This is a genomic window from Neobacillus sp. plas4 (assembly GCF_057221695.1).
Window position 1 is genome coordinate 2,250,878 of sequence record NZ_CM170152.1, and the last position, 23,731, is coordinate 2,274,608.

19 protein-coding genes are annotated in these 23,731 nt (G+C 39.1%); 17 read left to right on the top strand and 2 right to left on the bottom strand.

What is annotated here, in order from left to right:
- Positions 1 to 3 precede the first annotated feature (3 nt).
- Positions 4 to 3,096, top strand: a complete 3,093-nt coding sequence (locus AC2TFD_RS11190) for an AAA family ATPase (RefSeq protein WP_484675648.1) — start codon at positions 4 to 6, stop codon at positions 3,094 to 3,096.
- A 45-nt stretch (positions 3,097 to 3,141) separates the two neighbouring features.
- Here AC2TFD_RS11190 and AC2TFD_RS11195 read toward each other — a convergent pair whose 3' ends face one another.
- Positions 3,142 to 3,558, bottom strand: coding sequence for a hypothetical protein (locus tag AC2TFD_RS11195; protein WP_484675649.1), 417 nt, complete (start codon positions 3,556 to 3,558; stop codon positions 3,142 to 3,144).
- 164 nt (positions 3,559 to 3,722) lie between these two features.
- Between AC2TFD_RS11195 and coaW the strand changes: the two genes are divergently transcribed.
- Both coaW and selB read left to right on the top strand, forming a co-directional pair.
- Positions 3,723 to 4,529 carry a type II pantothenate kinase gene (gene coaW / locus AC2TFD_RS11200; protein WP_484675650.1) on the top strand — a complete coding sequence of 269 codons (807 nt, stop codon included), beginning with the start codon at positions 3,723 to 3,725 and terminating at the stop codon, positions 4,527 to 4,529.
- A 71-nt stretch (positions 4,530 to 4,600) separates the two neighbouring features.
- Positions 4,601 to 6,484 (top strand): selenocysteine-specific translation elongation factor, encoded by a 1,884-nt coding sequence (selB, locus tag AC2TFD_RS11205; RefSeq protein WP_335568268.1) that lies wholly within the window; start codon positions 4,601 to 4,603, stop codon positions 6,482 to 6,484.
- 40 nt (positions 6,485 to 6,524) lie between these two features.
- Here selB and AC2TFD_RS11210 read toward each other — a convergent pair whose 3' ends face one another.
- Positions 6,525 to 7,943 (bottom strand): TerD family protein, encoded by a 1,419-nt coding sequence (locus tag AC2TFD_RS11210; protein WP_335568267.1) that lies wholly within the window; start codon positions 7,941 to 7,943, stop codon positions 6,525 to 6,527.
- A 302-nt stretch (positions 7,944 to 8,245) separates the two neighbouring features.
- Between AC2TFD_RS11210 and AC2TFD_RS11215 the strand changes: the two genes are divergently transcribed.
- From AC2TFD_RS11215 to AC2TFD_RS11280, 14 genes are all read left to right on the top strand, one after another.
- A complete protein-coding gene (locus tag AC2TFD_RS11215) occupies positions 8,246 to 9,070 on the top strand; it encodes a M55 family metallopeptidase (RefSeq protein ID WP_484675651.1) in 825 nt (274 codons plus the stop codon).
- Positions 9,071 to 9,083: 13 nt separating this feature from the next.
- On the top strand, positions 9,084 to 10,016 hold the full coding sequence (locus tag AC2TFD_RS11220; protein ID WP_484675652.1) for an ABC transporter permease: 933 nt from the start codon (positions 9,084 to 9,086) through the stop codon (positions 10,014 to 10,016).
- Positions 10,017 to 10,970: an ABC transporter permease gene (locus tag AC2TFD_RS11225; protein WP_335515479.1), complete on the top strand. Its 954-nt coding sequence runs from the start codon at positions 10,017 to 10,019 to the stop codon at positions 10,968 to 10,970.
- Between the two features lie 4 nt (positions 10,971 to 10,974).
- Entirely contained in the window at positions 10,975 to 11,973 is a 999-nt protein-coding gene (locus tag AC2TFD_RS11230; protein WP_335515482.1) for an ABC transporter ATP-binding protein, read from the top strand.
- A 28-nt stretch (positions 11,974 to 12,001) separates the two neighbouring features.
- Positions 12,002 to 13,633: a peptide ABC transporter substrate-binding protein gene (locus AC2TFD_RS11235; protein WP_484675653.1), complete on the top strand. Its 1,632-nt coding sequence runs from the start codon at positions 12,002 to 12,004 to the stop codon at positions 13,631 to 13,633.
- A 79-nt stretch (positions 13,634 to 13,712) separates the two neighbouring features.
- A complete protein-coding gene (locus tag AC2TFD_RS11240; RefSeq protein ID WP_484675654.1) occupies positions 13,713 to 14,636 on the top strand; it encodes a S66 peptidase family protein in 924 nt (307 codons plus the stop codon).
- A 12-nt stretch (positions 14,637 to 14,648) separates the two neighbouring features.
- Entirely contained in the window at positions 14,649 to 15,749 is a 1,101-nt protein-coding gene (locus AC2TFD_RS11245; RefSeq protein WP_335568263.1) for a mandelate racemase/muconate lactonizing enzyme family protein, read from the top strand.
- A complete protein-coding gene (locus AC2TFD_RS11250; RefSeq protein WP_484675655.1) occupies positions 15,742 to 16,653 on the top strand; it encodes a C40 family peptidase in 912 nt (303 codons plus the stop codon). The genes AC2TFD_RS11245 and AC2TFD_RS11250 overlap by 8 nt, the downstream gene beginning before the upstream one ends.
- A 1-nt stretch (position 16,654) precedes the next feature.
- Positions 16,655 to 17,659 (top strand): ABC transporter ATP-binding protein, encoded by a 1,005-nt coding sequence (locus AC2TFD_RS11255; RefSeq protein ID WP_335568261.1) that lies wholly within the window; start codon positions 16,655 to 16,657, stop codon positions 17,657 to 17,659.
- Positions 17,660 to 17,676: 17 nt separating this feature from the next.
- A complete protein-coding gene (locus tag AC2TFD_RS11260; RefSeq protein WP_484675656.1) occupies positions 17,677 to 18,468 on the top strand; it encodes a serine hydrolase in 792 nt (263 codons plus the stop codon).
- 125 nt (positions 18,469 to 18,593) lie between these two features.
- Positions 18,594 to 19,316 (top strand): sigma-70 family RNA polymerase sigma factor, encoded by a 723-nt coding sequence (locus tag AC2TFD_RS11265; protein WP_335515499.1) that lies wholly within the window; start codon positions 18,594 to 18,596, stop codon positions 19,314 to 19,316.
- A 3-nt stretch (positions 19,317 to 19,319) separates the two neighbouring features.
- Positions 19,320 to 19,934, top strand: a complete 615-nt coding sequence (gene clpP, locus AC2TFD_RS11270; protein WP_335568386.1) for an ATP-dependent Clp endopeptidase proteolytic subunit ClpP — start codon at positions 19,320 to 19,322, stop codon at positions 19,932 to 19,934.
- A gap of 147 nt (positions 19,935 to 20,081) precedes the next feature.
- On the top strand, positions 20,082 to 20,543 hold the full coding sequence (locus AC2TFD_RS11275) for a MarR family winged helix-turn-helix transcriptional regulator (RefSeq protein ID WP_335568258.1): 462 nt from the start codon (positions 20,082 to 20,084) through the stop codon (positions 20,541 to 20,543).
- Between the two features lie 3 nt (positions 20,544 to 20,546).
- Positions 20,547 to 23,699, top strand: coding sequence for an MMPL family transporter (locus tag AC2TFD_RS11280; RefSeq protein WP_484675657.1), 3,153 nt, complete (start codon positions 20,547 to 20,549; stop codon positions 23,697 to 23,699).
- The last annotated feature ends 32 nt before the right edge of the window (positions 23,700 to 23,731 follow it).

Sequence of the window (23,731 nt, forward strand, 5' to 3'; positions counted from 1 at the left end):
AATTTGAGACCACTTAAAATAACTATAACTGCTTTTGGACCATACAAAGATCGTGAAGTGATTGATTTTACTGAACTAAAAGATAATCGTTTATTTGTTGTTTCAGGTAACACGGGATCAGGAAAGACGACCATTTTTGACGCCATTTGTTTTGCTCTTTACGGATCTGCAAGCGGGGAGGACCGCAGTGATTCGAAAATGATGCGTAGTGACTTTGCGGAGGATGATGTTCATACTTCGGTCGAGCTCGAGTTTGAGCTTCATAATAAGTATTATAGGATTAAGAGACAGCTGCCTCATGTGAAAAAGGGGAATAAAGGGGTGACTGGAGAGCAGTACGAATTCTATGAAAAAGCCAAAGACGGTGAAATACCTTGTGTGGACCGACAAATCGTTTCCGAGATTAATAAAAGGGTGGAAGAGATTGTTGGATTAACACAGGATCAGTTTAGCCAAATTGTGATGCTGCCGCAAGGTGAATTTCGGAAGCTACTAACCTCGCAAACGGAAAATAAAGAAGAGATTTTAAGGAAGATTTTTAAAACGGAGCCATATAAATGGATTAGTGAACGGCTAAAGGAGCGAAAAAAGGAAGCGGAGGAAGAGTATAAACGAGAAGCGCAAATGATTGACCGGTACATTAAAGATATTCAAGCCGCCCTCCCTATTAGGGACACTTCAAAACTGTCTGAAGTGTTCTCACAAGAACAGTATAATACCCATCAAATCATTGACGCCTTGGAAATTGAAACGGACTTTTATCAAATTGAAATGATAGAAAATAAGAAGCAGTCTGAGGAAGCAGATACAGCCTACAATGAAATGCTTGGTGCCTATCATCAGGCGAAAGCGTTAAATGATCGTTTTCAAGACCTTGAAGGGAAAGAGATAAGGCACAAAGAATGGTCCCTGAAGATTCCAAGCTTTATGGAAAAAGAAAAACAGTATGAAAAAGCGGAACGGGCAAGTAAAATTATAGCCTACGAGTACCAGGTGAACGAATGGCGTGCGGATGAAAAGTTGAAACAAAAGGCTCTGGTTGAAGCTGATCTAGCAATAAAAAACGCGAAGAAACAGCTTGAAAATGCGCAAAATTTTTATGATATCGAAGAGCAGCGGAAAGGAGAGCGTGAGGAAATAGTCCGAACAGTTGACCGATTACAAGACTTCTTGCCGACTGTTCAAGATATTGATAGTAAAAAATCAAAGCTTTCTAGCTTGAATAAAGAAGTCCAGAAGCTAGCTAATGACCTTGAGGTAAACCTTAGAAATAGGGATACAAAGAATATTGAAAAGGAAAAACTCACTGCGAACATTAAGGGAATGGACAAGCTAGTTGATGAATTGCCTGCTAAGCAGGAGACATTACATGAGCTGAGAGAACAGGTTATGGTCATCCAAGAATATCTAAAGGCTCACCAAAAACAGGGAAAGTTACACCAGGATTTCACGATAAAGCATAAAAATTATCTGGAAATGAAAGAGAGATACGAAAAGCTTGAGGAGTCCTGGATAAATGGGCAGGCGAGTATTCTTGCAATGCATTTGCACGATGGAATGCCATGCCCTGTATGTGGCAGCAGTGACCATCCAAACAAAGCCGATGGTCAAGATGTGGTTCCCAGCAAGGAAGAGCGAGAAGCTGTAAAAAAAGATTTAGACGAATTAGATAATCTATATCGCGATGCCCAAGCAAGCTTGAATTCGAATACAGAGCAGCTTGAAACAAAAGCCAAAGAAGTCACGAACAGAGGATTTCAGGTTGAAGAGGCAGAGCATTTCTACAATCGTATCGTTAAAGAGGGACAAGAGCTTAAGAAAGAGGTCGATGCCCTGTTAGCAGGTAAGGAAGAAGTAAAGGCCTTAAAGAAATCGCTGGAGACGATAGAACAAGAATTAAAGCAATATGAAGCGAAAAAGGAACAGCTTTCTTCTGCTCATCAAGAAAAACAAACTCTTTTTGTCAGAGAAAAAGCCATTTATGATGAAAAAATCAGCCGGATTCCAGAGGAAATTCGAAATCTAGCTGCTTTACAACATAAAATCAATGAAGAACAAAATCATCGAGAAAAGCTAGAGCGGGACTGGGAGACTGCCCAAAAGCAGCTGCAGATTGCAAAAGATGGAGAAACAAAGGCAATTGCGTTTTATATGAGTGCTCAGACACAATTGCAGGAGAGTACCGAGAAAAAGGAACGTTCAGAAGATCTATTCCAATCAGAATGGCAAAATGCTCAATTTTTCTCAGAGGATGACTATTTACGTGCAAAATTGTCAGACAGAGATCGCAAGTTATTAAAAGATTCCATTGACGATTTTAAGAAGAATTTAGATACGTTGAAGCAGCAAATTACCGATCTTAAAGAGGAATTGAAGGATAAAGAAAGAGCAGACTTAGACATGCTTACTAGTCGTTTAACTCTTATGAAAAATAACCGTGACCTTGCCTTAAAACGATTAAGTGATTCTGAAGGTTTTCAGAAATTGGCACTGGAATTAAAGAACAAAATACTAAATGCCGAAGAAACCGTATCGGCTTTGGAAAAGCAAAGGAATAGCATAACAGATTTATATGATGTCGTTAGAGGACAAAATGGAAGTCGGATATCATTTGAACGATACTTACAAATTGAGTATTTGGAACAGATTATTATTGCAGCGAATGAGCGCTTAAAACATTTATCGAACGGTCAATTTATTTTGGAAAGAAGTGAACGTCAAGAAGCCCGAGGAAGACAAAGTGGTCTTGGTTTAGATGTGTTTGATGCATATACTGGTCAAACACGAGATGTCAAAACCCTGTCGGGCGGAGAAAAGTTCAATGCTTCCTTATGCTTGGCACTTGGTATGGCCGATGTCATTCAGAGTTTCCAGGGTGGGGTGTCCATTGATACCATGTTTATTGATGAAGGCTTTGGTTCGCTAGATGAAGAATCATTAAATAAAGCGATCGACACTTTAATTGACCTGCAGCAATCTGGCCGAATGATTGGTGTAATCTCGCACGTTCAAGAACTAAAAAATGCCATACCGGCCATTTTAGAAGTGAAGAAGACGAAAGAAGGCTTTAGCCGAACAGAGTTTGTAATTCGATAGTTTTTTTATATGTTTGCAAAAAAAACCAGAAAATAATTCTGGTTTTTATTTTGGGCTATTTTTGTCAAGGAAGCTCGTCAACTCCTCGAGTTTCTTTGATTGGTGCACTACCCCTGTCTGATCAAAAAGAATATATGCGGGTTCTGATTTGATGTTAAGTGCTGGGTATGCTTTCTGAACCATTCCAAGTTCGGGCAGGCTCAAAATATCATTTACTTTTTCCGTTACTTTTTCGTTGTCTTCAATTTGTGTATCCTGATCCCCAATGACTAAAAGTGAAAAGGTTTGTGCACTTTCAGACAATAAAGTTGGATAAGGGAAGGGAGAGTCAGTATTGGCTGCTGCCTTCTGTTGATTTTGTTGCGTTGACTGCTTGCCTTCGTCTTTTATTTTGGGTTCAGTGTTTTGACAGCCCGTTAATAATGCTAGTCCTAAAACACAAGGCCATATAAATTTCTTCATACTCAATCTTCCTCTTTTGTTGTAGTATCCTTTTCTACACCATAGCACATTCATCCAGTATTTTAACGGAAGGATTGTGGAAGATTCGTGAAATGAAAAGCAGGATTAACGGAGATTTTTGTCAAATAGGTAATTAAATCATTCGTTTAAAGGAGTGGGAAGGGATGCAGCAGATAACAGCAGGTATTGATGCAGGGGGCTCGTTAATCAAAATTGTTTATAAAGAAAATGGTAGAATGCATTTCAAAAAATTCCCAAGTAACAAGCAAGATTCTTCTATTTCATGGCTAAAAACGATTGCACCATCATTAAGAGTTTCATTAGCCGGCGGTAAAGCCGCGGCTATACAAAAAAAGTATTTTCACGACAGCATAATAATTCCTGAATTTCAGGCTGCAAGTGATGGTGTTCGTTTCTTACTAGCAAAAGAAAATATGAGCATCGAAGAATCCTACTTAATCGTAAACATTGGTACGGGAACCTCGTGGCATGTGGTGAAAGGGGACAAGTCGGAGCGAATTCTAGGGAGTGGAATGGGCGGAGGAACCTTTACAGGTCTCGGTTCTTTATTAACACAAGTTCAGGACTATCAATTGCTTACAATTTTAGCAGAAGAAGGAAATAAAGAAAAAGTGGATATGCTGGTTAAGGATATTTATGATTCAAATGACAGTCCCATTAATGGAGAATTAACGGCTGCGAACTTCGCTAAAGGGAAAAAATTAAACCATACAGAAGCAGATCGCCTGGCCTCACTTTCTAACATGATAGCTGAAACGATTGTTTTGTTAACGTCACAAGCAGCCACCATCCATCAAGTTAACCATGTCGTTATCATTGGAACCTCAATGATTGGTAATCCTTCATTAAAACGAGCTCTTGAATTCTATTTGAATATGGTAGGTTTAACGACGGTATTTTTAGAAAAGGGTGAATATTGTGGAGCCATTGGAGCCTACTTATCTGTCTAAGAATGTTCCCTTGAACTATGTGTTCTTTAAAGATAAAGTAGAATAGGAAGATTGAAAAAGTAGGTGGCAATTTGGAAAAACGATATTTTACAATTGGTATGGCTGGACATATTGATCATGGTAAAACTTCTTTGACAAAAGCTCTGACCAATGTGGATACAGACAGGTTAAAAGAAGAGAAGGAACGACAAATTTCAATAGAATTGGGATTTGCTCCATTATATGAGGATGAGGACATTCAAATTTCAGTTATTGACGTTCCTGGTCATGAGCGCTTTATTCGGCAAATGATTGCTGGCGTAGCTGGAATTGACCTCGTTGTACTTGTTGTTGCTGCTGATGAGGGTGTTATGCCGCAAACAAGAGAGCACCTCGACATCTTGAAATTTTTAGGAGTGAAAACCGGACTCGTTGCGATTACGAAAATTGACCGAGTCGATGAAGAATTTATTGAACTTGTGAAAGATGATATTTTAGAGGAACTAACTGGAAGCGTTTTTGAGGGTGCTTCATTCGTACTAGTTGACAGCATTTCAAAAAGAGGAATAGATGAATTAAAAGATTTAGTGATTCAAACACTTAAAGAACAAGAAATGAGAGATGCAAAAGGGGCATTTCGACTCCCCATTGACCAAGTGTTTACGGTCAAGGGACAGGGAACCGTTGTCCGAGGCACAGTTTATGAAGGAACTGTGGAAGAGGGGCAAACCCTTACGATCATGCCTAAAGGATTGGAAGTCAAAGCCAGGCAGATTCAGGTTCATCATAAGCAAGCGCCAAAGGCTTATGCAGGACAGCGTACTGCCATCAATCTATCGGGCGTTTCGAAAGAAGACCTTGAACGCGGTGATGTTTTGGTTTCTTCCGAGCACTTTATTGTTACAAAGACTGTAGATGTGGCCATTCGGGTGGTTGAGGACCTTGAACATTTGGTGAAGCAGAGGATGCCGATTAAGCTGCATATCGGAACCACTGAAGTAATGGGGCGTATTGTCTTTTTTGACAGAAACGAACTTAAAGAGGAGAACGGTGAAATTCTCTGTCAACTTCGCTTGGAAGAAGAAATTCTTACGAAACGCGGAGATCGCTTTATTTTACGGCGGCCAAGTCCGCAGGAGACGATTGGCGGTGGCTGGGTAATTGATCCGAGAGGAAATAAATATCGGTTTGGCAATCAAACAATTGAGGAACTTGAAAAGAAGAAGGAAGGTACGCCAAAGGAACGAATTACGGCTGCCATTTTTGAAGCAAAAAGCCTTACGGTAAGTGAATTGATTAAACATACTGCACTCGATGAAGAAACCTTGAATGAGTTTTTAAACGATGGTGATTTTGTTTTATACAATAATAAAGAATACACACTTAAGATGTTAATTAACTCGATTGAAGAAGATATTTATGATCGTTTACAAGAATTCCATCAAACTCATTCCATGAAACTTGGTCTCAATAAGGCAGAGCTTCTGCAAACCATGCAAAAAAGATTCCCTAAATCGCTGCTTGAATATGTAGTCGAAAATGGAATCGTAAATGGTGTATTTAATCGAAAAGAACAATTTGTTTCACTTTCAAGTTTTGTGCCGCATGTACCGAAAAGCTGGCAAAAGCGAGCTGAAAACATGCTGACTGAGTTAAAGAAGGATGGACTTAAGGTCCGTTATTATAAAGACTATTTTTCAGATTCTGGTATACCAGACCATTTAGAGGTGGACTTAAGGCGTTTTCTTGAAGAACAGGAATTAGTGGTTCATTTGGATGAGCAATTTGCCTATAACGGTGATGTCTTTAAAGAAGCGGTCGAAAAACTTCGCAAGGGTACGGGAACAGAGTTTGAAGTAGGGGACGCCAAGGAAATCCTTGACCTTTCCCGAAAATATATGATTCCTTTTTTAGAAAGATTAGATTCTAAGGGTCTAACAAAACGTGTAGAGAATAAACGTGTGTGGCAAAAATAAAAAATACCTCAATCCTTCAAAATGGATTGAGGTATTTGTATTAGGAAAGAAACTCTCCTGGATTTAATCCAAGCTCACGGCAAATATCGCTGACCATTTGCATTTCATTATGATCAAAATTACCGTCTGCATACCCAATAGCAATACAATAACGAGCCACTAAACGGGCGATTTCTGGCTTTGAGCGGATTTTTCCTAATGCCCGGAATGCCTCTGCTCTTCCAATCATACGATCTGCTTCAATTCGTGATACAAAGTAATTAAATCTTTGGATGACTTTATTGCTGTCAAATACGCGTAACTCTTCGCTAGAGTTTACAAATTCAATCATTTTTTGACGTTCCAGCGCATCCAAGTAGCCGTCCGCCATGGATACCAAAGCACAAGCTGCAACGACTGCTTCTAGTACATCTTGACTCTTATAGCGGTTAAATAACTCTTGAGCTTTTCTCTTTGACTGATTTGCCCATTCCGTGATGTCGGTTTGATTTGGTGACCAATTGTTACCACAGCTATTACATGTAAACTTGAGTTGGTTCTTACCAATAAATCCGCCAAGCAATCCAACTGGACCAAGAATTAAGCCGCCAATCGCTGCTTTCCCAAGCCCAAACCCCTTTTGCCCAGTTCGAACATTTGATGAATGGCAACGTGGACAAAAAATATCATCCCCATATGTACGATTACTGTTCACTGGTGTGGTTTGTGTTGGATAACCGAATGCTGGCTGAGAATAGGAAGATTCCGGCTGTAAATGAATTCGCTGCGTTTGATTTTGTTGATACGAGTTCGAATTATTTTGATTTTGATTAAAGGAATTTTGGTTCTGATTGGCAGTAAATAAATTTTGTTGAATCGGTGGCGGTGTTGGCGCTGGTGCCGGGTCATCCACACTGACACCAAAATTGCCGCATAAAGCAGCTAGTCCACCTTGAAAACCACTGGCAATGGCATTGAATTTCCATTCTCCGTTATGGCGGTATAATTCTGCCGCGACAATCGCTGTTTCCACAGTAAAATCCCTGCCAAGGTTAAAACGGAGTAACTCCTCATTTGTTTGTTCATTAAAAATCCGGACATATGAGTTAGAGATTTGTCCGAAATTTTGTTGTTTTATTTGTGCGTCATGAATGGTGATGGTAAAGGCAATCCGATGGATATGGCTGGGAACCCTCTGTAAATCAATGCGAATTTGTTCGTCATCGCGTTCTCCTGCACCATTTCGATTGTCACCACTGTAAACAATGGAGCCATTTCCGCCTGATGGATTATTGTAAAAAATAAAATCCTGATCACTTTGAACCTTACCATTTTGACCTAATAAAAAGGTTGAGGCATCCAAATCAAAATTCGAACCGTGATGTCCGATATCCCATCCTAAACCGACGACAACATTCTTCAGACCGGGATGTGACTTTGTTAAATCAACTTTCTGTCCTTTACTAAGCGTAACTCCCAATTCGTTCCACTCCTTAACATGTTTAGTATTCCTATATTCATTTATAAATCTAATTATGTAGAAAAATGAATTTACTTTCAATTCTTTCACTTAATATAACACTACGAGGTAATGGATGATAAAGTTTCAAATTAATCATATTTCATTCCTTCTTTATTTCAACCCTACAACATAAACCTAGATTATGATCTTTTTCTTCGATAAGAATCATTTTGAAATAATATTTTAAAAATGAATTGAAAAAAGTAGAATAATAATTTATAATTTTAAGAAAATTAAGTATTTTAATTAGGAGGTATAAAATGAGGTTATATGTATCCGTAGATATGGAAGGAATAACAGGTCTGGTTGACCACACCCATGTCGATTCCAACAAGCATAATTATGAACGGAGCCGAATCATCATGACAGATGAGACGAACCATGTTGTAGCGACTGCTTTTGAGCAAAAATGGAAGGAGGTAGTTGTAAACGACAGCCACTCCAAAATGAATAACCTGTTAATTGAAAGGCTGCACCCTGAAACACAACTTATTACCGGTGACGTGAAGCCTTTTTCGATGGTTCAGGGCTTAGATGAAACTTTTGACGGGGCCATCTTTGTTGGCTATCATGCCCGTGCATCTTTAAAAGGAGTAATGTCTCATTCCATGATTTTTGGTGTCAGGAATATGTACATTAATGATGTCGCTGTTGGAGAATTAGGGTTTAATGCCTTTGTTGCCGGATATTTTGATGTACCGGTGTTAATGGTAGCTGGTGATGATGGCGCTGCAAACGAGGCCGAAAAGCTAATTCCCAATGTAACAACCGCAATTGTAAAAGAGTCGATCTCACGGTCCGCTGCAAAATCTTTAACACCTATTAAGGCTGGACAACTTCTCCGCGAAAAGACAGCTTTTGCATTTAGAAATAAAGATACTGTAAAGCCGCTGACGCCTCCTGACCGACCAATGCTTGGAATCGAATTTGCTAACTATGGACAAGCAGAGTGGGCCAACTTAATGCCAGGAACAGAAATCGTACCTGGAACAACAATTGTCCGTTTCCAAGCTAAAAATATATTGGAAGCGTATCAAGCAATGCTTGTCATGACTGAATTAGCGATGAGAACTACATTCTGTTAAGAAAGGACAAAGCATGAATACATATTTTATCAAACGATTTATAGCCATGATTATAACTCTTTGGCTCATCATAACAGGGACATTCTTCTTAATGCATTCAGTACCTGGCTCACCTTTCAATGAAGAAAGAACAACCAATGAAGCCATCCAAAAAAACCTCGAAGCTTATTATCATCTAGACGAACCACTCTTAGTCCAATATGGGAACTACTTATCTGCTCTACTTCACCTAGACCTTGGCCCATCGATCAAAAAATCATCACAGACTGTCAATGAAATGCTAGGAAGAGGATTTCCAGTTAGTTTTGAACTTGGATTTTATACCCTTATCCTCGCGGTCATTTCTGGAATTACACTCGGGATTATTGCCGCACTTCGTCATAATGGAGTGGTCGATTATCTTTCGATGAGTATTGCTGTCCTAGGGATATCAATTCCAAACTTTGTAATGGCAACATTTCTAATTGAACAATTAGCTGTTAATTTTCCGATTTTTCCGGTTGCAACCTGGACAAGCCCTAAACATATGGTACTGCCAATTCTAGCTTTGGCAACTGGCCCAATGGCGATTATCGCGAGGTTAACTCGTTCAAGTATGCTAGAGGTTCTAACACAAGATTATATAAGGTCTGCAAAAGCCAAAGGATTATCACCGGTTAAAATTGTTTTTAAACATGCGTTAAGAAATGCTCTTCTTCCAGTTGTCACTGTCTTAGGTTCTTTAGCAGCAAGTATTTTAACTGGAACGTTTGTAATTGAGAAAATCTTTGCGATTCCGGGAATGGGAAAATATTTTGTTGATAGTATCAATAACCGTGATTTTCCCGTCATAATGGGGACTACCGTTTTTTATAGTGCGATTTTGATTCTCATGCTTTTTTTAGTCGATCTCGCATACGGAGTATTAGACCCTAGAATCAAACTCCACAAAAAGGAGGCAAAGTAAATGGAAATGCGTAAACAGGAAGAACGGAATATTTCGCCTGATATTCCTGATGAATGGTTTGTCCCTAAGGTACAAAATCAATCAGAAGCAGAAGCTGTCGTAAGACCTAGCTTGTCGTATTGGAAAGATTCGTGGTACCGGCTTTTAAAAAATAAACTGGCAATGGCTGGAATGGCATTCTTGATATTGCTGGCTATATTCGCCATTTTTGGTCCCATTATTTCACCTCACTCGGTTGAAACACAAAAGTTAACCTCTCAAAATCTGCCGCCTTCTACTGAATATTGGTTTGGGACAGATGATTTAGGAAGAGATGTGTTTACACGAACGGCATACGGTGCCCGTATCTCTCTATTTGTTGGTTTAGTTGCCGCACTTATTGACTTTATTATTGGAGTTGTTTATGGAGGGATTGCTGGTTACAAAGGCGGTAAGACTGATAATCTGATGATGAGGTTTGTGGAGATATTGTATGGTCTTCCTTACTTACTTGTAGTTATTTTAGTCATGGTAGTGATTGGACCAGGTTTAACAACGATCATCCTAGCACTGTCGATAACCGGTTGGGTTGGTATGGCGAGAATTGTCCGAGGGCAAGTCTTGCAAATTAAAAACTATGAGTTTGTATTGGCCTCCAAAACGTTTGGAACGAAAACAGGAAGGATTATTCGAAAGAATCTTTTACCCAATACAATGGGACCAATCATTGTCCAAATGACTCTTACAATTCCATCAGCTATATTTGCAGAAGCCTTTTTAAGCTTTATCGGCCTTGGAATCCAAGCACCGCATGCAAGTTGGGGAGTTATGGCCAATGATGGTCTGTCTACGATTCTATCAGGGTATTGGTGGCGATTGTTTTTCCCAACCCTTTTTATTTCATTAACTATGTTTGCATTTAATGTTTTGGGTGATGGGCTGCAGGATGCTCTTGATCCGAAACTGAGGAGGTAACATCATGGAAAAAATTCTTCAGGTTAAAGACCTTCATGTGTCCTTTTCCACGTACGGCGGTGAGGTTCAGGCCGTTCGCGGGGTCAGTTTTGATTTACATAAAGGGGAAACGCTTGCCATTGTCGGTGAATCCGGTTGTGGGAAAAGTGTTACCTCCCAAAGTATCATGAGATTGATTCCTGAACCGCCAGGGAGAATGGTAGGTGGAGAAATCCTTTTTAATAATATGGATTTAATCAAGTTAAAAGAACCCGATCTTCGGAAAATTCGTGGTGCGAATATATCTATGATTTTTCAGGATCCAATGACGGCTTTAAATCCAACACTGACCATTGGTGAGCAAATTATGGAAGGAATCATGGAACATGAAAAGATATCAAGGACCGGGGCCAAAAAAGCTGCGATTAAAATGCTCCAGCTTGTTGGAATTCCGAGCCCTGAAGCACGTTTAAAACAGTACCCTCATCAGTTTAGCGGCGGGATGCGCCAGCGGATTGTGATTGCGATGGCGCTCGTGTGCAGTCCTGATGTGTTAATTGCCGATGAGCCGACAACTGCTCTGGATGTAACGATACAAGCACAAATACTGGAATTGTTCCGTGATATACAGAAAAAAACAGGTGTTTCGATTATTTTAATCACTCATGATTTGGGGGTAGTTGCCCAAGTTGCTGATCGAGTGGCAGTTATGTATGCCGGTAAGATTGTGGAAATAGGGAGCAGGAGGGAAATCTTTTATCGCCCACAGCATCCTTACACAATTGGGCTGCTTCAATCTGTACCACGTTTAGATATTGAAAAGGCCGAGCTGGTTCCAATCCCAGGAACACCGCCTGACTTATTTTCACCTCCTGAAGGCTGTGCCTTTGCTGCACGCTGTAAGTATTCAATGGAAGTGTGTGAACGAGTCTACCCGGTTCAATCCTCGCTTAGCAACATCCACCATGTTGATTGCTGGCTGCAGGATGAACGCGCTAAAAAATTGGTTTCAATATTTGTTTAAATATTAAACATTATTTAGGGGGAAGAAAATGAAGAAGTTTATTACGATGTTGGTTTCTATTATGTTGTTATTTGCTTTATCCGCTTGTACAGCAAACAGTGATGCTGGAAGCAAGTCAAAGGACGATGGAAATGGTGATTCCAAGGAAAAGACTGAAAAAGTCCTCTATCTTAATAACGGACAAGAGCCTACCTCCTTTGACCCGCCAATCGGTTTTGATGCTGTATCATGGAATGCTTTAAACAATATCATGGAAGGATTAACCCGTTTAGACGAAAATCACCTGCCAAAAGCAGCGTCAGCAGAAAAATGGGATGTATCAGAGGATGGAAAAACCTATACCTTCCACATCCGTAAAGATGCTAAATGGTCCAATGGTGATGATTTAACAGCAGGTGACTTCGTATTTGCCTGGAAACGGTTATTAGATCCAAAGACAGGTTCTGGAGCTGCATTTTTAGGCTATTTTATTGAAGGTGGAGAAGCCTTTAATACAGAAAAAGGAACAGCAGACGATGTGAAAGTAAAAGCAGTAGATACGAAAATTTTTGAAGTCACACTGACAAGTCCGCAGGCATATTTCTTAAGTGTTATCGCAAATCCAGCTTTTTTCCCAATCAACGAGAAAGCAGCAACTGCAAATCCAGAATGGTTTTCTGAAGCAGATTCTTTCGTTGGTAACGGACCATTTGCATTATCAGAATGGAATCATGATAGCGATTTCACGATGATAAAAAATGACCAATACTGGGATGCAGAAAATGTTAAATTGGATAAGATCCATTGGGCCATGGTTGACGATACCAATACGGAATATCAGATGTTCAAGACTGGTGAATTAGATACCTCTGACGTTCCAGCAGATTTAGCAGAATCATTGTTTAAAGAAGGCGACGTGAAAGTAGAGGATCAAGCAGGGGAATATTTCTATCGTTTTAATGTAACGATGGAACCTTTCCAGAATGTTAATATCCGTAAAGCGTTTGCCATGGCAGTTGACCAAAAGCAAATTGTAGAATTAGTTACCAAAAATAAAGAAAAGCCTGCTTATGGTTTTGTTTCATACGGCTTTCAGGATGCCTCAGGTAAAGACTTCCGTGAAACAAATGGTGACTTACTTAAAACGAATGTAGAACAAGCGAAGGAACTGTTAAAAAAGGGAATGGAAGAGGAAGGATATTCGTCGCTTCCTGAAGTAACATTGACTTATAACACTCTTGATTCACATAAGAAAATTGCTGAAGCCCTTCAGCAAATGTTTAAAGAAAATTTAGGTGTTGACGTAAAACTTGCAAACATGGAATCGAATGTATTTGCAACAGATCAAAAGGCATTAAAATTCCAGCTTTCCCGCAGCTCATTCCTTGCAGACTATGCCGATCCAATCAACTTTGTCGAAAACTTCCAAACAGGACATTCTATGAACCGTACAGGCTGGAGCAATGCAGAATATGACCAATTGGTTAAGGACGCAAAAAATGAATCAGATGAAAAGAAACGATTCGACTTGATGTACAAAGCCGAAAAGATTCTCTTTGAAGAAGCACCCATCATTCCAATCCACTTCTATAACCAAGTATATTTACAAAATAAAAGTGTAACAGGAATTGTCCGTCATCCAGTTGGATATTTGGAATTAAAGTCCGCTGATAAAAAGTAAATCAAGGAAAGGGGATGTTCGTTGAACATCCCTTTTGTTCTAAAATTCTAGAGAGACAGAAAGTGAGGACGGTGTTTTGATGAGTGAAGTAAAACCAAACCGCCTGCATCCAGGGGATATCGTTGGAGTAATTGCTCCGGCTAGCCCGCCAAATCAAATAAATCTCCAACGCGGAATAGAGTTTTTAAAGGGATTAGGATTACGGGTAAAAGTTGGCAAGAGTGTTGAAAAAATCTATGGCTATTTAGCTGGATCCGATCAAGATAGGTTAGATGATTTACATGCAATGTTTCTCGATTCTGAAGTAAAGGCTATTTTTTGTGCAAGTGGAGGCTATGGAACAGCGAGATTGGCATCAAATATTGATTACGAAATAATTAAAGCAAACCCCAAAATTTTCTGGGGTTATAGTGATATTACTTTTTTACATACCTCTATTAGGCAAGAAACAGGTCTGATCACCTTTCATGGACCCATGCTGGGTTCGGATATCGGAAAGGAGGACACGCATGCATTTTCCAAACAGGGCTTTCAGCAATTATTTGAGCCAACTGATGTAAGTTATACTGAGCGTTTTTCTCCTTTAGAGACAGTGGCGGAGGGTGTTGCAAGTGGTGAACTTGTTGGCGGAAATTTATCCCTAATAGTTAGCACCCTAGGCACACCATTTGAAATAGATACGAAGGGAAAGATTTTATTTATTGAAGATGTGAATGAAGAACCAAGATCAGTCGATCGGATGCTGAATCAACTCCAAATGGCAGGGAAACTAGATGAAGTAGTTGGCTTCGTTATTGGAGATTTTTGTGATTGTACACCTAAAAGGGAACTGACTTTAACTCTCGAAGAAGTTATAGACCACTATGTTTTGTCGACAAATAAACCTTCCTTAAAAGGATTCATGATCGGACATTGTAATCCGCATATATCCATTCCTTTGGGAGTGCAGGCTGTCTTAAATACGTATGATAAAAGTTTAATAGTTGAAAGCGGCATTTTATAAAGGAGGAAAATCATGATTATTAAGGAAATTGAAACATTTCGTGCAGCCGTGCCACTCATCAAACCATTTAAAACAGCATTAAGAACAGTAACAACAGCAGAAGCAATTATTGTGAAAGTAACGTGTGATAATGGAATCTCTGGCTGGGGAGAGGCACCACCGACAGTGGTCATTACGGGCGAAAGTCTGTTAAGTATTGAATCAGCGATTAATCAGGTAATTAAACCATTTCTAGAGAATAAAAGTCTCCTAAACTACGAATTAATTTTTCAAGGACTAAGAACGATCTTGGTAGGCAACACAAGTGCAAAAGCAGCCATAGATATGGCTTTATATGATTGTTTATCCCAATTTTGTAAACTTCCCCTATACCAGTTCCTTGGCGGTCACAAAAAAGAGCTAGAGACGGATTTTACCGTAAGTGTGAATAGTCCTGAAGAAATGGGTGACGATGCTGTTTCTTATATACAAAAAGGCTTCAATGTCTTAAAGGTTAAGGTTGGGAAAGATGATATCTCCAAGGATTTAGAGCGAATCAAGGAGATTAGAAAAAGAGTGGGAAATACCATAAAAATACGATTAGATGCAAATCAAGGCTGGACCGCAAAAGATGCGATTCGAATGATTCGTAAAATGGAGGATAGTGATTTAGGAATAGAATTAGTAGAACAGCCTGTCAAAGCGGATGATCTTGAGGGGCTAAAGCAGGTTACCGATTCTGTTGGGACACTGATTATGGCAGATGAAAGTGTTTTCACACCTAAGCAGGCTTTCCAAGTTTTAAAGACTAGAAGTGCTGATTTAATTAATATTAAGCTAATGAAATCCGGTGGAATCTATCAAGCTCAGATAATCAATCAGCTAGCTGAAACATGTGGAGTAGAGTGCATGGTTGGAAGCATGATTGAAACACGACTTGGGATTACGGCTGCAGCTCATTTTGCGGCAAGCAAGCGAAATATAACTCGATTCGATTTTGACGCGCCACTTATGCTGGCGAAAGATATTGTTGATGGAGGAATCCAATATCATAATAGATTTATTACACTTCCGGATTGTCCTGGCCTTGGAATTAAGCATGTAACGTTAGAAGGAGGAGTTACAATTGGATAAACGACTTGTAAATGTCCCGGTAGCTACTGTCTGGACATCCTATAACTCTGCGAGGGAATTGGATAAGCCAGCTATCAGTAATCCGATCGACATCAATGGATGGTTAGAAGGGTTAACATATGAAACTAGACTTGGATTGTGTGAACAGAACCTTGTTCAAACTCAACTTTTATATGGCGAAGAAGTCATCGTAATTGAAGAGAAAGGGAATTGGGCCCATGTTACTATCCCGAATCAGCCGACATCAAAAAATATAAATGGCTACCCTGGCTGGGTCCCGTCATCTCAATTGGTGAAATGTCCATTAGACTGGAATATTAAAGAAGGTCCAATTGTTATCGTCACGAATCCTAAAACATTCTTAGAAGAATCAAATATAGAACTCTCTTATCAAACCGTTCTACCTTTAATAAAAGAAGGTGAAGGGAAGGTTGTAGTTAAGACTCCTAATGGGACAGGTTGGCTGAATTTAGACCATGTTACCATTTCTGAATCGCTAGCCAATCGCAAAAAGGGAAATGGAAACAATATTGTAGAAGATGGAGAAAAATTTCTTACTCTTCCATACTTATGGGGTGGAATGAGCAGCTACGGATATGATTGCTCTGGTTTCAGCTATTCGATGTGTAAAGCAAATGGTTATATCATCCCCCGCGATGCACACGATCAGGCAAATTCAGGGGTGGAAGTCAGTGGAGAAGAAATAAAACCAGGTGATCTCCTCTTTTTTGCTTACGAAGAAGGGAAGGGTAGAATTCATCATGTTGGAATCTATTATGGTGACGGAAAATTACTCCATTCACCTAATACAGGAAAAACAGTTGAAATTATTTCATTAGCAGGAACAATCTATGAACGAGAACTTTGTGTAGCAAGGCGATATTGGGTGGAGTTGGAGGCATAGTATGGTGAAATTTTTACAAGTAAACAATTTGAAGAAGCATTTTCATTTAGGAAAAAATGAAATCTTAAAAGCGGTGGATGGTGTTTCTTTTCATATCAATAAAGGGGAAACCTTTGGAATTGTTGGTGAATCAGGTTGCGGGAAGTCTACAGCTGGAAGAACCATTATCGGACTCTATGACCAAACCGAAGGAGAAGTTATTTTTAATGGAAAAAACATTCATACTTTAAAGTCTAAAGAAAGACATAGCTTTCACCGGCAAATGCAGATGATCTTTCAAGATCCTTATGCATCATTAAATCCAAGATCAACAGTAGCTGAAATAATATCCGAGCCCATGGAAGTCCATGGCTTGTTTCCAAATAAAAAAGAGCGGCTAAATCGAGTCTATCAATTACTAGAGGATGTTGGGTTAAATCGCAATCATGCCAATCGCTATCCGCATGAATTCAGCGGGGGGCAGCGTCAAAGGATTGGCATTGCCCGTGCTCTAGCATTAGATCCGGAGTTTATTATCGCTGATGAACCAATTTCTGCTCTTGATGTGTCGGTCCAGGCACAAGTTGTAAATTTGTTAAGAAGACTTCAGAAAGAAAAAGGGTTAACATATCTATTTATCGCCCATGATCTCTCGATGGTAAAACAAATTAGTGATCGAATTGGGGTTATGTATTTAGGGCAATTAGTTGAATTAACAGAAAGCAGTGAGTTGTATAAAAAACCTCTTCATCCGTACACACAAGCGCTGCTGTCTGCGATTCCCATTCCGGATCCTGACATTGAGGATCAGCGTGAAAGGATTATTTTAAAAGGAGAGTTGCCAAGCCCAATCAATCCACCAAGCGGTTGCGTCTTCCGAACGCGCTGCCCGATGGCGATGGAAGTTTGCTCCTCTGAAAAACCAAGCTGGCAGGAAGTGGAAGCTGGCCATTTCATCGCGTGTCATTTATATGATAAAAACAAAACAGGCGACCATGATTATTCACAGGTTGCGGTTACTGGGTAGATATGGAAATTTTAAAAGTGAAGATTCAAGAAGAACTTAATGGTTTTCATGGACGCATTGGCTTAGCAATAGAGATTGAAGACTCAAAACCTATACACTTAAATAGCCAGGCTGTCTTTCAATCTGCAAGTCTTATAAAGATGCCCATTTTACTATCCATCCTACTTGCCAATCATAAAGGTCAAATTGATTTACAGCAACAGTTTACGATATTAAACGATAATAAAGTTGAAGGTTCTGGAGTTTTACAAGCGCTATCCAATGGATTAACACTATCTGTTAAGGATTTAATGACTTTGATGATTATTGTTTCAGATAATACTGCAACCAATATATTGATTGATTTATTAGGCATCGAGGCGATTAACGCAACACTTCAAGAAATGGGACTTAAACAAACGAAGCTGAATAGGAAAATGATGGACTTTGCTGCAATATACAAAGGGGAGGACAACCAGACAACTCCGGAAGAGATGGTTCATTGCCTTAAAATGGTGAATCAATTTAATGAGTATTTTGGAATCAATGGACCAACAAATATCGCGAAAGAAATGTTGAAACATCAGCAATTTAGAGAAAAGCTCCCGGCACTGGTAGACGAAGTTAAGATTACCGTTTTTAATAAAACCGGGGAATTGTCAGATGTTGAACACGATTGTGCAATATTTGATTGTCAGGGAAGAATTGGTTATGTTGCTGTTTTAATGGACCGTCTTAATGATCAAGTAATGGCAAAACAAACCATTAGGAATATAGGGAAACATATTTCTGATTTTTTCATTAGGACTCAAATAAATTCATTAAATTAGACTGACTTGGGTACATTCTGAGTCAGTTTTTGTATATTATAATAAAAATAAATTTTTTTTACCCCGTATCTTTTTATCATCCTTAAAACGTTTATTAGGTAGAGAGTGTTAAAGGAGTGAACAAAATGTCTAATAAGCTTAGCATATACAACACAGAAGACGTGCAACAGGAAACTGAGACTGAGGAGTCTATATGGCTGGAGTATTATCCGAAACTTCATCAATATTGCCACTTTCTTACCCAAAATAAATGGGACGCTGATGATATTGCACAAGAGGTTTATCTGAAAGCAAAGAAATATTACAGTAATAAGCAAACATTCACCTCAGCCTTATTAAATAAAATTGCCTACCATCATTGGATTGATCAGGTTCGAAAAAGGAAAAAGGAGACAATCGAATTAGATGATGAAATAGTAAATCAAAAGGAAGAGAATCAAGCTATTGATATAATGTATTCCGTTGAATTGCTGATGAAGCATTTTACACCAAAGCAAGCGATCACCTTTATGTTGAAAGAGGCTTTTCAATATCAATCGAAAGAAATAGCCGAAATCCTCAGGACGACAGAAGAAGCTGTAAAGTCCAATTTATATCGAGCAAAAAAAAGACTTAAAAAAGTAAAAGAAGATGAGAAGTCATTTCCTATTGATTTATTTTGGGATGAAGAAGAACGAGAATTATTAGCATCCCTCTTTTATCAAGCTATAAAGATTCAAAATCCATCAATCCTAATTCAATCCATACCATTATTAAAAAGTGTCGGTGACATTCCACAAATAGTTACAAGGGAAATACGTTCGGTTATTAGGCACACTCCTTCAAGCACTCTCTGTATGGCTGCGTAGCTAATATCTGCTTTCAAGGAGGACAAATCAATGAGTACAATTCCTTATGTAATAGAACAATCCAATCGTGGTGAACGTTCCTATGATATCTATTCACGATTGTTAAAAGATCGTATCATCATAATTGGTGATGAGATTAATGATCATGTGGCAAATAGTGTGGTTGCCCAATTATTATTTTTAGCGGCGGACGCGCCAGATAAAGAAATATCGCTTTATATTAATAGTCCGGGCGGTTCAACTTCAGCCGGTTTCGCCATCTTTGATACAATGCAATACATTAAGCCTGATGTACGGACTATATGTACGGGGATGGCCGCTTCATTTGGGGCGATGCTGCTTCTGGCAGGTACGAAAGGTAAACGGTATGCTCTGCCAAATAGTGAAATTATGATACACCAGCCTCTAGGGGGTGCAAGAGGGCAGGCAACAGAAATTGAAATATCGGCGAGGCGAATCTTAAAGTTAAGAGAACATATTAACCAAATCATTGCAGAACGTACAGGTCAGTCGATTGAAAAAGTTGCGAAAGATACCGATAGAGATTACTTTTTGAGTGCGGAAGAAGCCAAAGAATATGGAATCATTGATGAAATTCTGTATCCTAAAAAGTCATAAGGATATAATAAGCAAAATAACGGAAAAAGGTTAGCATGATGCTGACCTTTTTTTATTGACATATATAACAACATAAAATATAGTTAAACAGGTGAATAGTTTAACAGTTGAACTAATATTATTGAAGAGAGAGGTGAGAAATGGGCGATGGATAAAAAAACCATTCAGGAACTAATCAACCGCTACGTGTCCGTTTCTTTTGAAGTAAATAAGAAAGCAGCTTCTCTTATTAAATGTCAAATAGGAGAAGATTTAACGATTGACCAACACTATATTTTAGGATACATTCAAAAGTCCCATGAATGCACCTCTACTGAATTGGCAGAGGTATTTGAGGTCAATAAAAGTGCAATCACTGCAATTGTCAACCGTTTGGCCGATAGAGGGATTATAGAAAGAACCCGAGATGAAAATGATAGAAGGGTTGTATATCTGACCCTAACGGAAAAGGGGAAAGAACTTAATCAAAAAACACAGGAAAAAGTACATGTTTTGGTAGAATCGTTTATCACCCAATTCGATGAATCTGAAATTACAAATTTTATTAATACCTATGAAAAGTTAGCCCAAATATTAACCAACATGAAAAAGGAAGAAGTGGGGGAATAATTTGTGAGATTCATTGTTAAAGGAAAATGGTTTATCCTTATTGCCTGGATAACATTGATTGTTGTTCTCTTTATGGCGGCACCCAACATGGAAAATTTGGTCCGCGAAAAAGGGCAGATAAATGTTCCTGATGGATATTCTTCTACATTAGCAGAGGAAATCTTAAATGCTGTCCAGTCAAGTGAAAATAGCGGAAATGATTTACAAACCGCTTTGGTTTTTCATAGTGATAAAAAGTTAACGGAAGATGACTTTTCAATAGCAGAAAAAGCTGTTGGTCAGCTTGAAAATCATAAAAGTGAACTGGGTATCACTTCAATTCTTACTCATTTTAATCAAGAAGAATTGAAGGAGCAGCTTGTATCTGATGACGGGAAAACCATCCTGGTTTCCTTGAATGTAACGGCAGATGGTAGAGAAGGAAAAGAAATAACGAAGGAATTATATCATGTACTTGAAGATGTAGAGTTAGAGCACTATTATACCGGAAACTGGCTAATTTCCGACGATCTTGTAACAAACTCACAAGAAGGCCTTAAGAAGACAGAAGGTATCACCGTTGTTTTCATCCTGGTTGTATTACTTCTTGTATTTAGATCTGCAGTTGCTCCTATTATTCCATTAGTAACGGTAGGATTTAGCTATTTGGCAGCGCAATCGATTGTTGCCATTTTAGTAGATAAAGTGAATTTCCCATTATCAACCTTTACACAAATATTCTTAGTCGCAGTTTTGTTTGGGATCGGAACAGACTATTGTATTTTGCTGCTTAGTCGTTTTAAAGAGGAAATGTCAAAGAATGATAGTGTAGTAGAAGCAATTGTTATTACGTATAAGAATGCAGGAAAAACGGTATTCTTTAGCGGATTAGCGGTTATGATTGGATTTGCTTCCATTGGCTTTTCAACATTTGTTCTTTATCAGTCGGCAGCAGCCGTGGCAATTGGGGTAGCGTTATTGCTCTTAGCATTGTTTACCGTTGTTCCATTTTTCATGGCTGTGCTCGGGAAAAAACTTTTCTGGCCGTCTAAAAACAAGCTTGAGCACGTTGATAGTAAAATATGGGGAATTGCCGGTAAATTTGCATTGGTACGCCCATTAATCGCCCTTCTAATTGTTGCAGCTATTTCTGTGCCTGCATTATTTACCTATGATGGAGATTTATCGTTTAACTCACTCGAAGAAATTGGCGATGATTTCAATTCCATAAAAGGATTCAATATTATTTCGGATGGATTTGGTCCTGGTGAATCGATGCCAACGCAGATTGTCATTAAGAATGATGATGAGTTGAATACATCAGAATACATTGCTCTTACCGAAAAAATCAGTCAAGAGCTAAGCAAAATCGGTGATGTTGATTCGGTTCGTTCTGTTACACGTCCGACAGGTGAAACCATCGATGAATTATATATATCAGAGCAAGTGAAAAGTTTAGAAGACGGCCTTGGTCAGGGGAATGATGGAATTCATAAGATTAGCAGTGGTCTTGCAGAGGCCGGGAGCCAACTCGCTGCCAATCAGCCGAAAATGAATGAAGCAACCGATGGAATCAGCGAATTGATTACTGGAACCAATCAATTACGGACTGGAATGGGCACCATCCAACAGAACCTTGCTAAAATTGAAGACGGATTAAAACAAGGTGCAGCAGGAAGCTCTCAAGTAAAAGAAGGGCTTGAAGTCATAAAAACGAAATCTTCTGAAGTGTTAGCCGGCAGTAAACAGTTGCTTGAAGGTTATAAACAAGCAGCTGGGGGACTAACAACTCTTGCTGGAAATTATGAACAAGTTGCTATGGGGGTTAGCAATTTACATGATTCCTTAGCTTCAACAAATCAATATTTTGCTAATCTAGAAAGTGATTATAGTGATATTGGGCAAAATGAAAATTACAAAGCTATTAAAATGACCATTCAAGGGTCTCAAGCTGCAACAGAAGAATTAGCTGGAAGCCTGAATCAATTAAATACTGGATTAACGGGAGCGCAACAAGGTATTGATTTTGCGAATGGTAAATTTTCAGAAGCCATAGCTGGACAGGAAGCCCTTATTAAAGGAATGGAAGATCTCTTAAGGGGTCTCACTGAAATTGAAACAGGACTTTATACGATGGGGAATGGCCAAGGACAAATCGTTAATGGTCTCCCACAGGTAACAAGCGGTTTAAACGGGGTAAACAATGGACAGCAGCAGCTCCTGACCGGATTTAAGGACATGAGCGGTCAAATTACTCAGTTGACAGATGGATTGACGCAAAGTGCGGACGGTCTAAATCAAGTCTCTGATGGTCTAGAATCTGCACAAGAGTATCTTGCAGGTGTAGCGAAGCAAGAGAAAAATGGTTTTTATATTCCTCAAGATGTACTGGACAGCAAAGACTTTGAGCAGGCTTTAGATGTGTATATGTCAAGAGATCGCAAGGTCATGACCATTGATGTGGTCTTTACAAAGAATCCATATTCAAATGAAGCACTGGATCGTATTCCTGAAATTAAAGAAACAGTTAAGCGTGTAGTAAAGGATACAAAGCTAGAAAATGCGAGAGTAGCAGTAGGCGGAGTATCAAGTATGCACCATGACCTTGATGTAATTTCACAAGCAGATTATTCAAGAACAGTGGTCCTCATGCTAATTGGAATTACCCTTATATTAATCGTTTTGTTCCGTTCGATTATTATGCCTCTTTATTTAATAGGATCATTAATCTTGACCTATTATACTTCGATGGCACTTGCAGAAGCCATCTTCGTAAATTGGTTAGGTTATACCGGTATTAGCTGGGCAGTTCCATTCTTTGCTTTTGTTATCTTAATTGCCCTTGGAATTGACTATAGTATTTTCTTAATGGACCGTTTTAACGAGTTCAAACAAATGCCAGTAGAACAAGCGATTCTAGAAGCGATGAAGAAAATGGGAACAGTTATTATCTCTGCCGCGGTTATTTTAGGAGGTACTTTCGCTGCGATGATGCCAGCTGGTGTGTTATCTTTGCTTGAGATTGCGGCCATTCTATTAATTGGACTCTTTCTTTATGCGCTGGTGATTCTGCCATTGTTTGTTCCTGTTATGGTAAAAACCTTTGGCAATGCAAATTGGTGGCCGTTTAAAAGGAGTAATGATTCGGTAGTTAACAATCATTCTTCTCATATGTAAAAAAAGAAGCACGCTGATTTTCCAGCGTGCTT